Raw genomic sequence first — 13,620 nt, 5'->3', positions numbered from 1 at the left:
TAAAACAGAACCTGTAAAGAAGATTTGAATGAAATTATTTTAATATAATTAAAACTGAAACGGCCAAACTCAAGTATATATGAGTTTGGCCGTTTATCATGTAGTGAATTTCTAATTAAATTCATATGAATTCATAGCTAACGCGATCTCTTTTACAGTTTTACTTTTTAGTTTGACCAGATAGTTCAACAGACTTTTGCGTACAACGCTGCATAGCTGAAATAATCGCTGTTCTCAGTCCTTTTTCCTCTAATGTTGCTACAGCTTCTATTGTCGTTCCGCCAGGAGAACAAACCATATCTTTCAATTCACCTGGATGTATTCCTGTTTCTAGTACCATTTTTGCAGAGCCTAACACAGCTTGAGCAGCGAATTTATATGCTTGATTTCTTGGCATACCATCTAGTACAGCAGCATCTGCCATCGCTTCTATAATCATATATACATAAGCTGGTGAAGAACCACTTACGGATGTGACAACATCCATTAATTTTTCACTTACGATCTCTGTTTGACCAAAACTATTGAAAATGTTTAGTACATCTTCTAAATCTTTTTCTGTCACCATTTCATTCGGGCATAATGCAGACATTCCTTCTCCAACAAGAGCAGGAGTATTAGGCATTACCCTTACAACCTTTACTTTTTTATTAAAGGTATTTTCAGTACTTTCAATACTTTTCCCAGCAGCGATCGTAACGATGATAGCATCGTTTTTGATTACTTCTTTTATTTCATTAATTATTGACGCGTATAGGTCTGGTTTGATTGATAAAATTAAAATATCAGCATTTTTAGCTACTTCATTGTTGTCGGTAGTTGTAGTTAGCCCATATTTTTCACTAGCATTTTTTAAATTAGCAGTGTTTAAATCTGAACAAATAATTTGATTTGAAGACACTATATTTTTGTTTATCATTCCGCCAATCATAGCCATTCCCATATTTCCGCAACCGATGAATCCAATTTGTTTATCCATAATAACTCAATTTTGCTCCTTTTATAATCAATTATATCGGTTTGATATTATTTTCTTAGAATAAGAATAACATCCCTGTGCAATATAAAGAAACATTCTAAGAGAATATATTCCTTTTTGCAACACTAAAAGATAAAAATTAATTATATTCGACATTATGTAAATATATACACTATAATGTAAGGTTTTATGTTTATGAATATGAGTTAAACTTATATCATTTTGTATTTTCATTCAGTAGGGCGATAATTTCATACAAATAACTTGCGGCTCTATTTATTTTTAAAAATACCTCTTGACACCGAATCGAACTATATCGCATAATATAAAAAAATTAGATTGAAAATCGTTGAAGGGAACTAGTACATATGTCTTCTTGCGAAAGAGAGTGGAATTCACCGGCTGAAAGATTCCTCGTATAGAATATATCGAACCTATCCCTGAGTCTTAAATGAAAGTTTAGGCGTTCGCCTGCGTTATAGGCACCAAGTGGATATCTATGTATATCAATTAAGGTGGTACCGCGGAACAATGACCGTTTCGTCCTTTTTATTTTATTAAGGGCGAAGCGGTCATTTTTATTTTGCTCTTAAATACTTCATTGCAGCATTGATGAGAATAGATATAGTTACAAAGTGAATGAAGTGTAATTTATAAAAAACTTTGATTTTAGACTTGGGGGATAAAAAAGTGAAAAAACAACGAGTTGTTGTAAAGATTGGGAGTAGTTCCTTGGCAGATAGTCACGGAGGCATCTCTACAGAACAGCTTTCAGATCACGTTGCCGCATTGGCTCGGTTGAAAGAAGATGGGCACGAGGTTGTGTTAATTACATCTGGAGCCGTCGCTGCAGGTTTTTCAGCGCTAGGATATCCTAGCAGACCTGTAACGATTAAAGGGAAACAGGCTGCAGCAGCTGTCGGACAAAGTTTGTTAATGCAGGCGTACACCGAGGAATTCCGTAAATATGGCATCGTTACTGCGCAACTTTTGCTGACGAGAAGTGATTTTTCTAGAAAAGAACAATATAGTAATGCTTACGCTACGTTAGGAGAATTATTAAACCGCTCCGCTCTTCCAATTATTAATGAAAATGATTCCATCTCCTTAGAGGAGCTGACGTTCGGTGATAATGATATGCTGTCAGCTTTAGTAAGCGGGCTTGTTTCGGCGGATATGCTTATGATCTTTACGGATGTGAACGGGTTATATGACAAAAATCCTCAGAAAAATGCGGATGCAAAAAAATATTATTTTCTTCCTGAAGTTACGGAAGAAATTTCTTCTCTTGCAGGAGATGCTGGCTCAAAACTTGGGACTGGCGGTATGAAATCAAAAATCGATGCTGCAAAGACAGCGCTCTCTCTTGGTGTGAGTGTATTTATCGGAACAGGACGTGGACAGGAAAAGTTTGTAGATGTTTTGAAGGGTAAGGGTGATGGAACGTATGTTGGTAATGCTCCTCAAAAAGAAATGAAGATGAACAAGCAATGGATTGCCTTACATTCGCTTGTTAGCGGACAAATTGAAGTAGATGCTGGGGCAGCTACTGCCATCATTCAGCATGGTAAGAGTTTACTTCCAGCTGGTGTTACGAATGTATCAGGATTTTTCCAAGTGGGTGAAGTTGTAGAGGTTGTAACGCAACAAGGGCGCGTAATAGGAAAAGGACAATGCACATATAGTGCAGAGGAACTAAGAGATGTAAAAGGTATGCAAAGCCAAGATATTCAAGTAAGAGGCGAGAGACATAGTTATGAAGTCATCCATAGGGATCATTGGGTTTCACTTTAAAAAGGAGGAAATAAAAATGAATGAAGTGTTGGCAAAGGGGATAAAAGCAAAAGAGGTTGCTAGAGAGCTTGTGCTTAAATCTACAGAGCAAAAAAACGAAGCACTTTCCGCAATAGCTGATCAGTTAATATTAGAAACAGCTTATATTTTAGAAGAAAACAAGAGGGATATTGAAGAAGGTAAGGCAAAAGGATTTTCTGATTCACTCCTTGATCGTCTTCTGCTAACTGAAAATCGTATTATTGATATGACAGAGGGGATTAAGCAGCTAATTGAATTACGTGATCCTGTAGGAGAATGTGTAAGTGCATGGGAAAGGCCAAATGGACTATCTATTCAGGAGATGCGCGTACCACTTGGTGTTATAGGCATGATTTATGAGGCAAGACCGAATGTAACAGTGGATGCAGCTACAATTTGTTTGAAGACAGGAAACGCAGTCATATTACGTGGTAGTTCTTCTGCTATTCATTCTAATAAGGCCATCGTTGCCGTTATTCACAGAGCGCTCAAACTAACAAGCTTACCTCAAGAAAGCGTACAGCTTATAGAAGATACAACGCGAAATAGCGCGAAGCAGTTGTTTACAATGAAGGATTATCTAGACGTTCTTATTCCAAGAGGTGGCAAACAATTAATCGATACTGTTGTGAGAGAAGCGTCTGTTCCAGTACTTGAAACAGGTGCGGGAAATTGTCATATATTCATTGATGAAACAGCAGATAAACAAATGGCGTTTAATATTATTATAAATGCAAAAACACAGCGTCCATCTGTATGTAATGCAATTGAGACGATTGTACTTCATGAGAATTGGGCAGAGCAATATGGTAGCGAGTTGTTTTCTTCCTTGAAGGAAAGAGGAGTGGAGCTACGTGGTGATAATAAAGCAGTGGCGATTGATTCTTCTATCTTACTTGCGACAGAAGAAGACTGGGAAACTGAGTTTTTATCTCTCACACTAGCAGTGAAAGTGGTTTCCACTGTTGAAGATGCGATTCATCATATAAATACGTATGGATCTATGCATTCTGAAGCAATTATTACTGAAAACGAGGAAAACGTCAGCAAGTTTTTTACTTCTGTAGATGCCGCGGCACTTTATCATAATGCATCGACTCGTTTTACAGATGGATCCGAATTTGGATTCGGAGCGGAAATTGGTATCAGTACACAAAAGTTACACGTAAGAGGACCAATGGGGCTTCCAGCATTAACTTCTACAAAATATGTGATTCGTGGAAATGGGCAAATTCGAAAATAATAATAAAAGACACTCAATTGGCTTGGGTGTCTTTTATTATAAAAATTAATTACCATACAAATAGCCCAACGAGCATAGCACTTAATAAAGAAACAGCCATCCCGCTAACAAGAAGCTTCCAAACATTTTTACCGATGACTGATGATTTTTCTCCGCCAAATAATGAATTGTAAGTTCCGTAAATCATACCTACTGTACTAAAGTTAGCAAAAGAAGCTAGAAATGTCGTTGCAACCGCAACCGTATGCGGTTGTAGCGACTTTAAGTTTGATTTTAAATCCATCATTGCAACAAATTCATTCGTCGTTATTTTGATCCCCATTAATTCAGCTACATACATAGCATCACTGCCTGATAAACCGAGTAAAAATGCAAAAGGACTAAAGATAATGGAGAAGATTTTTTGAATTGTTAACCCCGTTACAAAAAATCCTAAAATCCCATTTAAACATGCTGTTAAAGCTACATAACCAATTACCATAGCTAAAATAACGATAACCATATTCATCCCAACTAACATACTGTTTGAAATAGTAGAAAAGAAATCCTTTTTTTCATGTTTTGAAGGTGTGTAAACAACGTCTTCTTCTTTCGAAACTTCCACAGGATTTAATACATTGGCTAAAATTAATGCGTTAATACAGTTTAATGGGATTGCGCTGAAAATATATGTTGCTGGAACCATTGATAAATAAGCACCAAGAATGGATCCGCTAACGCTACTCATACTCATAATTCCAAAAGTTAATAATCGATTTTCTTTTAAAACAGATAATTGATCCCGAACAACCGCAAGTGCTTCGGTGTTTCCTAAAAACATCATTTGAATCGAAAAGAAACTTTCTAACTTTGGTAAACGAGAAATCTTTGAAATAACTGCACCTACTTTATCAATAATCCAAGTTAAGATTCCGAAATAAGAAAGAATATCGAAAAAAGTAATAACAAAAATGATAGGAAGTAACGCACTAAAGAAGAAATCAATGTGCTGACTTTCCATAGCTGAAGGAAATGCAAATCGAATACCTTCATTCGCACATGCTAGTAGCCAACTGAAAAATGACGCAATTTTATTAATGATAATACTGCCGAGCTTTGTGCCTAACATAAACCACGTAATAAAAAGCTCCAATAGGATGAGAATTACAATTGGTCTCCATTTTATATGTTTTTTATTAGGCGAACATAAGAAAATGATTAATATGACAACGAAAATCCCTAACATATTCAATATGAAATACATGTCAACAACTCCTTGAGAGTTATTATTTGTATATAAAAAAGCATCTATTCTTCCAAATTTGGATTATGATTAGAAGTTATGAAGCATGTAAGTTATGTTAGGAATCAATGTATTTTAATTTGCTTTATTTTGAGCAATCGTAGTAATTACAAAACAAGTAGCTATTTTCAATTGTTTTGTTTCATGTTAAACGTAAGCAAATGTAAGCATCGCTTATAAATAAGAACGATGAGTTGGCCATGAACCTTGAAGTTTCCGAAGCTGTATAATTTGTCCTGTATGATAAGCATCATGCAAAAGGATATTCATATATTGTTGCCAAACTGGTAGAGAAGGACTTAGTTGATCTAGTTCTGCTTCTTGAAGGGCGGTTAATGAAGATTGTAAGGCATCATGTACTTGAAGCGTTCGCTTTACGGTTTGCTGCCAAGCGGCATCATCATTAGGTCCACCTTGGATAAATGTCTCATCATTATTTTGTGGAGCAACAAATGTGTCGTCTTCATGTAAGCGGGAAAGTAGGCGTTCTTTAAAGATTAATAAATGGTTCACATTTTCCCAAATCGTATTACTCGCAGCACCTTCTGGTTGCCAACATGCTTGTTCAACCGTAAGATTCTTTAACGCTTCTGATATTGGTGGGTACCATTCTTCTTCGTAAAAAACTTGTTGGACTCCATTTTGCAACATTTCTTTTCTTCCCATTCGTATAGCCTCCTGTTCATTTTTCTTAATAAAACCAATTCTCTTTTCTCTTCAATAAACCTTTTCTATAGTTGCACAAGAGGGTGAAAGACAACTTATAACAGAGCCATTAAAAAACTTCTTTTTAATATGATACTTAATAATCAAGGCTTTAATTAAGTCAGAATGAAAAAGAGTATAAACCTTTCTCTATTTGCTCATTGATTAGAGTTTTTTTGAAGTCGCAAAATAATTCTAAAAATATAGAAGGTTAAATTCGATAAAAATAGAATTAAATATATAGCAAACAAGGAGGGGATAAAAATGGAGGTCTATCACATAACGAGTAGAAAGAGGGAAACTTATAACGTTCAAGTGAAATATTCGATACTTTTCGAATGTGCGCTTGGCATTGCAGCAATTACTCATAAGCGGTTAATTGATACTCTTGAAAAGAGTCAAAATGAATGGGAAGAAATTAAGAAATCATTAACAGAAGAAATGAGAGAGCACTTACAATTTGTCGAAGAACATAATACGTGGAAAGCATTACTTCAGGTGTTGTATGAAGAAGACATGCAGGATGTATCGCAGTTTCATGCTAAAATCGATTCACTTTCAGAAGAAGATTTGAAGTATACATGTTTACCGTTTTTAGGGGAGAAATATGAGAAAAAAAGACGTTTAGCCGCAAGTAGAGATGGAACTGCAATACATGAGCTAAAGGAATTAACACATGATCATCAGTTTTTCTCTACGTACATTCGCTTTATATGTGATGTAGATGTACAAGTGCTGAAATCTCATTTAATCGCTGTAATGACAGGGTGGTATGAGAGTGTAATTAAGAGTGAGGAAGAAGAAATACTTTCTATATTAAAACGAGATTATGAAGCAAAAAATGAAATGAATAAAAAGATGAAGCCGGAAGAGTTTGTCGAGTGGGCGACTGGCGGAGTGAACTATATGCCAGAGCCAAGTGTTCATCACGTACTTCTTATTCCGCAAATGACGTACAGACCGTGGAATATTGAAGCAGATATTGATGATACGAAAGTATTTCATTATCCAGTTGCAAACGAAAGTATCCATCCTGAAGATCCATATGAACCGAATTATTTTTTAGTTCAAAAACATAAAGCTCTTGGAGATGAAGCGAGGTTACGCATTGTAAAAATGTTGTTCGAAAAAGAACGAACATTGCAGGAAATTACAGAAAGATTGCAACTTGGTAAATCGACTGTACACCACCATTTGAAATTGTTACGTGCAGCGAAGTTAGTGGATATACACGATGGAAAATATGTATTAAGAAAGAAAGCAGTACAGTCTTTAGCGAAAGAATTAGATATGTTTTTGAATAGATAATTAACAACGAGAATGTACATAAAGGGAGGAATATAAAAGAAAAGTTGGTGTATGAAATTGAAAAATGTATTGAAAAATCGTTCGTTTTTTTTTATGTGGATTGGTAGTGCAATCTCAGAATTAGGAGGGGCTTTCGGAACGTTATGTAATTCAATTCTAGTATATGAGTTAACGGGATCAGAAATGGCTTTAAGTAGTATGTGGTTATTATATTTCATCCCATCACTCATACTGCAATTAATCAGCAGTCCGTTTATTGATAAATGGAGCCGGAAGTGGATTATGATTTTTTCACAATGGATACGAGCGTCCGTATTCTTATTACCTTTGGTGATGTTAGTTTCGGGTAGTATAGAAGTTTGGCACATTTATGTTGTTCAAATTGTAGTGGGACTTATTACACCACTTTATACACCTGCAAGTCAAGCCATTACACCGAGCATTGTAAGGAAAGAACAACTTCAAGATGCGAATGCGTACATTGATGGAATGACTCGCCTTATGATGTTTCTTGCGCCAGTATTAGGTGGAGTAGTCATTCATTTCATTGGAACAGAACTTACATTATCTTTCGTATGCATTTGTTTATTTGTTAGTGGCACTTTCTTACTTTATATAAAAGAAAATAGAACGTCGCAACCAATTCGGAAAACGTGGCTTGGACAGTTTCTTCACGGTTTTACATATTTTTTTACAAAACCAATCATCGTTTGGCTCGGTATATTTCTTACTTTCGTGCAGTTTGGAGTAGGGGTAACGATGGTCACAAATCTTCCTTATATAAAAGACGAGCTGTCAGCGGGATATGCAGAGTACGGTTATTTCATGGCAGGTTTTCCACTTGGCTACGTAATTGGCTCAGTATTAGTCGGAAAAGTAACATATAAAAGTCGGCGTATACTTATGCTTGGAGGATTGTTTATAGGGGGACTCACATACATTTCATTAGGATTCAATCATAGTATTATCATTGCAATAATAATTGAAGTAATAGCAGGGATTTGTATTGCATTTTTCAATGTTCATAACACGACAATATGCCAACAAACCGTGCCGAATAATATGATAGGACAAGTATTTTCAGTGCGATTATTTTTCATACGATCCGCTATGCCGTTAGGTGTGTTAGTAGGGGGCATATTGAGTGAAATGTGGGGAGTAAGAGCACTATACTTTATTATCGGTTCAATTATATGTGTCACTTCTTTAGTCGGAATCTTACTCCCATATTTCAAATTTTTAGATGAGGCGATAGAAGAGAAAACAGCATAATTCGAAAAATTTAAACTTTATAATTGAAAATAATTATCATAATCAACTATAATAGTAGTATTCGTATTACAATGAAGGAGTGGGATATATGTTTATCGAAACGAAAACATTTACAGTAAAAGAAGGTACATCAAATATAGTTGTAGAACGTTTTACTGGAGAAGGTATTATTGAAAAATTTGAAGGCTTTATTGACTTAAGTGTTCTTGTGAAAAAAGTAAGACGCGGCGACGAAGAAGTAGTCGTTATGATTCGCTGGGAATCTGAAGAAGCATGGAAAAACTGGGAAACAAGTGAAGAACACTTAGCTGGACATAGAGCGGGACGTGGTAAACCAAAGCCAGATCATATTATTAATGTGGATCATGCGGTTTATTATGTGAAATCATCGAAATCGGCTTATCAACAGTCGTAATATATAAGTAGAGGATACATGTTGTAGAAGCAATCATGTATCCTCTTTTTTATGACTGGGGGGATGGGAATGATAGGAAATCTTTCATTCATTTAAAAAACGTTCTAGGCTATGGAGAAAAGTATTAGACTTATAAAGCATAGTCTTAGACGGAACGCTTGAATATCTTACCTTGCATATTTAAGTGTTATGAAAATGAGTCTACATACCCTCTGCTTAAAAGGAGATGAAGTGAATGAAGTTAAATCATTTGAATTTATGTGTTGATGATTTATCAGAAGCGAGACATTTCTTTGAAACATTTTTTGATTTTCAATTTTTAGAGCAAAAGGGAAAGGCATTATTAGTAATGAGTGATGAGAGTGGATTTATACTGGTGCTAAGCGACCCCAAAGCATTTAAGGGGAATAAGGAAGTGATGTATCCAGAAGCTTTTCATATTGGTTTTTTAGTGGATACTTCAAATGAAGTTGATCAAGCGTATAATCGTTTAGTAGCAGGCGGCATTGAAATAGATAAGGAACCTTATTCGATGCGAGGTAGTAGTTATGGTTTTTATTTTACAGTATTTAATGGCTTATTAATTGAAGTGTCTTGTCTTGATTATAGAGAAGGTAAGAAAGTTTCAAAGCTTAATAGCGATCAACAAGAGTAATCATTTGAAGGTGTATAAAATTTAAGTATGTATCATATTAGAAGACGGATTAAGAAAGTTTCACTGTAAAGTAAAAAAGACAGACTAATAAATAGTCTGTCTTTTCACATTAATTCTTCACATCATCATAAAGTTCAAGTGCCTCTTTCACATTCAATCCATTTTTCACAATGCCATGTATTGCTTGGATCATCGCAGCTGGGTGCTCGGATTGCCATATGTTTCGGCCCATGTCTACTCCAATTGCTCCTTCTTGCAATGCATTGTACGTAATGTTTAATGCGTCTTCAATTGAATCTAGTTTTGGGCCGCCCGCGATGACGACTGGGGCAGGGCATGTGCTCGTTATTTTTTCGAATCCTTCGCAGTAATACGTTTTAATAATATCAGCACCCATTTCAACACATACGCGGGAAGCAAGTGCTAGAAAGCGAGCTTCACGTTTTTGTAATTCTTTTGCGACTGCGGTAATGCCGAGTACAGGTAGGCCGTAATCGTGAGCTTCAGAGACTACATTTGCGAGATTCGAAACAGTTTGTGTTTCATAGTCTGATCCGACAAAAACAGAAACGCCAACGCCAATTGCGTTTTGCTTCACTGCTTCTTTTACAGGTGTAACAATTGTTTCATTCGCTAAATCTTTACCGACGACAGTAGCGCCGCCAGATACACGCATAACCATCGGTGTGCTGCAGTTTTCAGGAATACAGGAGCTAAGTACACCGCGCGTTAAAAAGAGGGAGTCTGTATAAGGAAGTAAGTTTTTTACTGTTTCAAGTGGTTGTTCTAGTCCGTGAATTGGTCCTAAGAAATAACCGTGATCTATTGCTAACATAACCGCTCTACCATCAGGTAAAATTGTATTTAATCGATTTTTAAATCCCCAAGTCATTCCAAATCACTCCTTCGTTAATGTTGGATTTTCCGTTTGTACAGTATCTTTATTTGGTAAATGTGGTGACTTAATAAAAACAGCTTTAAAAGGTTTGTCAGAATGGTTAATAAGATAGTGAGATTCATGAGGACGAACTTGCAGGACATCACCTTGTTTAATTGGAACTCTTTCATTATTCACATAGAAATCTATTTCACCTTCTAATGCATAAAAGACCTCTTCGCACGTCGTATGATAATGGTTTTGAAACTCCTGGCCCGGTTGAATGACAACAAGGCCAAGATCAATATTTGGACCTTGTATTAAATATTTCGGCCCGTTATCACCGAAGCGATAGGAGAAGTCATTTTCATTCGCTTTTAACATACAGTTCACTCCTTTATGTAATGTGTTACAGTGCACCAGGCGCAATCCACATATGTGAGGTGAGCCCTTTATCAGCTAAAGCGAGCTGACTGTCATATACAGTTTTCCATGTTTCATAGAACTCTTTATATAGTTCGTGATTTTCAGTAACTGGTTTGAATGTTTGCTCCCACTGTACAAACTCTTCGGCAGTTTCTTCCATAGATGAATATATGCCAGCACCAACTCCAGCAGCAATCGCAGTTCCTAAAGCAGCTGCTTCTTTCACAACAGGTACTTTTACAGGAATACCGAGTACGTCTGATAGAATTTGTGGCCATAGTTTTCCTTTAGCGGCACCGCCAGCAAAAATAACTTCAGAAGGGAATGTGCCAGTTAGATTTTTTATTAATTTTAAGTTTCCAAGTGTAATGAAGGCTGCATTTTCTTCAATAGCACGAAACAGTTCTTTTTTTCCGCATTTGTCAGCGTCTAAACTTAAATTTAAAAAAGAAGGTGCGGCATGACGCCAAGAAATGTAGTTCATAACGTTTGAAAAAGTAGGGATAATGCCATGTGAACCGACAGGTACGTCTTTCGCTTGTTCTTCTAGTAATTCATAAGCATCTACACCGAGTTTATCAGCAAGTTTCTTTTCTTCTTGGCAAAAAGCGTCTCGAAACCAGCGCATAACGAGACCTGGGAAAAAGGCGATTGTTTCATATTGCCATAGGTTCGGAACAACGTGACAATTTACTCGAATCGCAGCATGTGGATCTGTTATTGGCTCAGTAACATTCACTTCTTGTTGCCAAAAGCTACCCCCGCATATTAACGTTTGATTCGGTTTCACGATTCCTGTTCCGAGCGATGCCATTTGAGCATCTCCACCCCCGGCGACGACAGGAATCCCTTCACGTAATCCAGTTAATGCTGCACACTCTTTTGTAACGTTGCCAATTACTGTACCAGCTTCATTTACTGTTGGTGAAAATGGCAAAGATAGACCGCACTCCTTAGCGACATCGTTATCCCACACTCTATTTTGTAAGTCAAAAATACCTGACGTGCATCCGTTTGAGGGATCAATTTGTAGTACGCTGCTTAGTTTATATAAAATCCAATCGTTTAACATTGTAAAAGAGTGAATATTATTATAGACGTCGGGTTCATGTTTTTTTATCCAGAGTAGGCGTGGTAAAGCACCTAATGAAAAAGTTTGACCAGACTTTGTATATAAATCTTTTTCAAGATGTGACCGAATTTCTTTTAATTCACTAACTTCGACGGATGCGCGCCCATCAACATTTGCACACGCCCATATTTCTTGCCCATCTTGATCATATAAAACAAATCCTTCTCGCATACTTGTAGCGCTAATAGCAAGAATAGAAGAGGCAGGAGTGTTGCTTTTTTGAAGCACCTCTTTCGTACATTCTTGTACTAGCTTCCAATTTTCTACTACATCAAAGTTCATAGAGCCTGGATAACGAAGGTCAGATTTGTGAATCCATTCTTTTTGACTTACTGCAATTTGATTACCATGTAAATCAAAAAGAACTGCTCGAATGCTCCCTGTACCAGCATCGAAAGCTAATAAATGGGACATTAACAATCACCATCCTTTCGTAATAAGGAGAGGGCAGTTTCCTCATCGGTAATTAATGAATGAATAAACTTTCCTTTTAAGGCACCATAAATTGCATCTATCTTTTCAGTACCTCCAGCAACACCGACGACATGCTTCATATTGCGCAAAATAGAGAGGGGCGTGCCAATTAGACGATTGTGATGCGAGAGCTCTAATAAATCGCCATTTGTATTATAAAACTGTCCTAAAATATCGCCAGCACCGTTTTGACTACGAATATATGTCATCTCACGTAGTGTTAATTTTTCTTCTTTTACAATCGTAGCGTCTTGAGATAATCCCCCAATACCGACAACAGCCGTATGAGCAAGTGAAGCGACTTGAAGCATATCTTTTACACTCGGTTCTGATAGAATACTTTGTGCCATTTCGGTTGTAGACGCTAGAAACGGCGTAGGGATAATGTGAAGCTCGCCTTGCATGTAGTGTAAATAGTTTTGTTTTCTCGGGAAATAGTGATTTACCCCGCCTGTGAGCGTTACGATTGAAAGGTTGATAGAACTTTCAAAATGAATGTTTTCTAGCATTTTGCTAATTGTTTCTCCCCAGCCAATACCGAGTAAATCGCCTTGCTGGAGATGAGTTTCTAAATATTGTGCAGCAGCTTTTCCGAGAGAAGCGTGATAATTGTTTACTGGGGTAGGGATAATAAAAGCATCTTTTAAGTGGAATTTTTTCATTAGGTCACGCTCAATACTTAAACAGTGCAAACCAGTCCCTTTTACGTGAAATGTAACGATACCTTCACTCCGCGCTTTATCTAATAACCGGACGACTTTATTTCTTGAAATATGAAGAAGTGACGCGATCTCCTGTTGTGTTAATTGGTCTTTATAATAGTACCAAGCTACTTTAGTTAATAAATTTTCTTCAAAGTTCAGCTGAGTCATACTCTTCATCCCTTTCAACAATTGACCACAGCTTAAACATATGTACCATATATTTTGTTTATTCCAGTTGAAACGATTAATAGTACGTAGAAAAAAGTGTTCTAGATATAAAAAAAGGAATATACAATGCTACAAAACAAGTAGAACAAATAATCATTTTCTCAA

The 13,620-nt window shown here is 36.5% G+C and carries 13 protein-coding genes and 1 other annotated feature; of the genes, 6 read left to right on the top strand and 7 right to left on the bottom strand.

Annotation, left to right across the window (positions count from 1 at the left end):
- Positions 1-160: 160 nt before the first annotated feature.
- Positions 161-979 (bottom strand): pyrroline-5-carboxylate reductase, encoded by an 819-nt coding sequence (gene proC / locus DN399_RS14605; protein WP_000360726.1) that lies wholly within the window; start codon positions 977-979, stop codon positions 161-163.
- 340 nt (positions 980-1,319) lie between these two features.
- Positions 1,320-1,530 (top strand) — a binding site (T-box leader).
- A 139-nt stretch (positions 1,531-1,669) separates the two neighbouring features.
- Here proC and proB point away from each other — a divergent pair.
- On the top strand, positions 1,670-2,773 hold the full coding sequence (gene proB / locus DN399_RS14600) for a glutamate 5-kinase (RefSeq protein ID WP_006924529.1): 1,104 nt from the start codon (positions 1,670-1,672) through the stop codon (positions 2,771-2,773).
- 16 nt (positions 2,774-2,789) lie between these two features.
- Entirely contained in the window at positions 2,790-4,037 is a 1,248-nt protein-coding gene (locus DN399_RS14595; RefSeq protein ID WP_001006608.1) for a glutamate-5-semialdehyde dehydrogenase, read from the top strand.
- Positions 4,038-4,086: 49 nt separating this feature from the next.
- Here DN399_RS14595 and DN399_RS14590 read toward each other — a convergent pair whose 3' ends face one another.
- Together DN399_RS14590 and DN399_RS14585 are read right to left on the bottom strand one after the other, a co-directional pair.
- Positions 4,087-5,280: a NupC/NupG family nucleoside CNT transporter gene (locus tag DN399_RS14590; protein WP_000273596.1), complete on the bottom strand. Its 1,194-nt coding sequence runs from the start codon at positions 5,278-5,280 to the stop codon at positions 4,087-4,089.
- Between the two features lie 213 nt (positions 5,281-5,493).
- Positions 5,494-5,985 carry a DinB family protein gene (locus DN399_RS14585; protein ID WP_000532733.1) on the bottom strand — a complete coding sequence of 164 codons (492 nt, stop codon included), beginning with the start codon at positions 5,983-5,985 and terminating at the stop codon, positions 5,494-5,496.
- Between the two features lie 303 nt (positions 5,986-6,288).
- On the opposite strand from DN399_RS14585, the gene DN399_RS14580 reads away from it, so the two are divergent.
- The 4 genes from DN399_RS14580 to DN399_RS14565 all read left to right on the top strand — a co-directional run bounded on the left by DN399_RS14580 (position 6,289) and on the right by DN399_RS14565 (position 9,674).
- Positions 6,289-7,332 carry an ArsR/SmtB family transcription factor gene (locus DN399_RS14580; RefSeq protein ID WP_086388267.1) on the top strand — a complete coding sequence of 348 codons (1,044 nt, stop codon included), beginning with the start codon at positions 6,289-6,291 and terminating at the stop codon, positions 7,330-7,332.
- A gap of 51 nt (positions 7,333-7,383) precedes the next feature.
- Positions 7,384-8,604, top strand: a complete 1,221-nt coding sequence (locus DN399_RS14575) for an MFS transporter (RefSeq protein ID WP_139849567.1) — start codon at positions 7,384-7,386, stop codon at positions 8,602-8,604.
- A gap of 88 nt (positions 8,605-8,692) precedes the next feature.
- Complete coding sequence (hmoA, locus tag DN399_RS14570) at positions 8,693-9,019, top strand: heme-degrading monooxygenase HmoA (protein WP_000469498.1); 327 nt, start codon at positions 8,693-8,695, stop codon at positions 9,017-9,019.
- Positions 9,020-9,254: 235 nt separating this feature from the next.
- A complete protein-coding gene (locus DN399_RS14565) occupies positions 9,255-9,674 on the top strand; it encodes a VOC family protein (RefSeq protein ID WP_000773073.1) in 420 nt (139 codons plus the stop codon).
- Positions 9,675-9,783: 109 nt separating this feature from the next.
- Here DN399_RS14565 and lsrF read toward each other — a convergent pair whose 3' ends face one another.
- The 4 genes from lsrF to DN399_RS14545 are packed head-to-tail and all read right to left on the bottom strand — an operon-like array spanning position 9,784 to position 13,455.
- On the bottom strand, positions 9,784-10,566 hold the full coding sequence (gene lsrF / locus DN399_RS14560; protein WP_000219772.1) for a 3-hydroxy-5-phosphonooxypentane-2,4-dione thiolase: 783 nt from the start codon (positions 10,564-10,566) through the stop codon (positions 9,784-9,786).
- Between the two features lie 6 nt (positions 10,567-10,572).
- The gene (locus DN399_RS14555) at positions 10,573-10,935 is read right to left on the bottom strand and encodes a cupin domain-containing protein (RefSeq protein ID WP_000909986.1); all 363 of its coding nucleotides are present in this window, start codon (positions 10,933-10,935) and stop codon (positions 10,573-10,575) included.
- A 25-nt stretch (positions 10,936-10,960) separates the two neighbouring features.
- The gene (gene lsrK / locus DN399_RS14550; protein WP_149149722.1) at positions 10,961-12,523 is read right to left on the bottom strand and encodes an autoinducer-2 kinase; all 1,563 of its coding nucleotides are present in this window, start codon (positions 12,521-12,523) and stop codon (positions 10,961-10,963) included.
- Positions 12,523-13,455, bottom strand: coding sequence for a sugar-binding transcriptional regulator (locus tag DN399_RS14545; RefSeq protein WP_006924517.1), 933 nt, complete (start codon positions 13,453-13,455; stop codon positions 12,523-12,525). The genes lsrK and DN399_RS14545 overlap by 1 nt, the downstream gene beginning before the upstream one ends.
- Between the last annotated feature and the right edge of the window lie 165 nt (positions 13,456-13,620).

The sequence above is a fragment of the Bacillus sp. AR4-2 genome (genome assembly GCF_008274865.1).
GTDB classification, from domain to species: domain Bacteria; phylum Bacillota; class Bacilli; order Bacillales; family Bacillaceae_G; genus Bacillus_A; species Bacillus_A cereus.
Note: the sequence above shows the minus strand (reverse complement) of the source record. Positions and strands in the feature narration are given on the sequence as shown.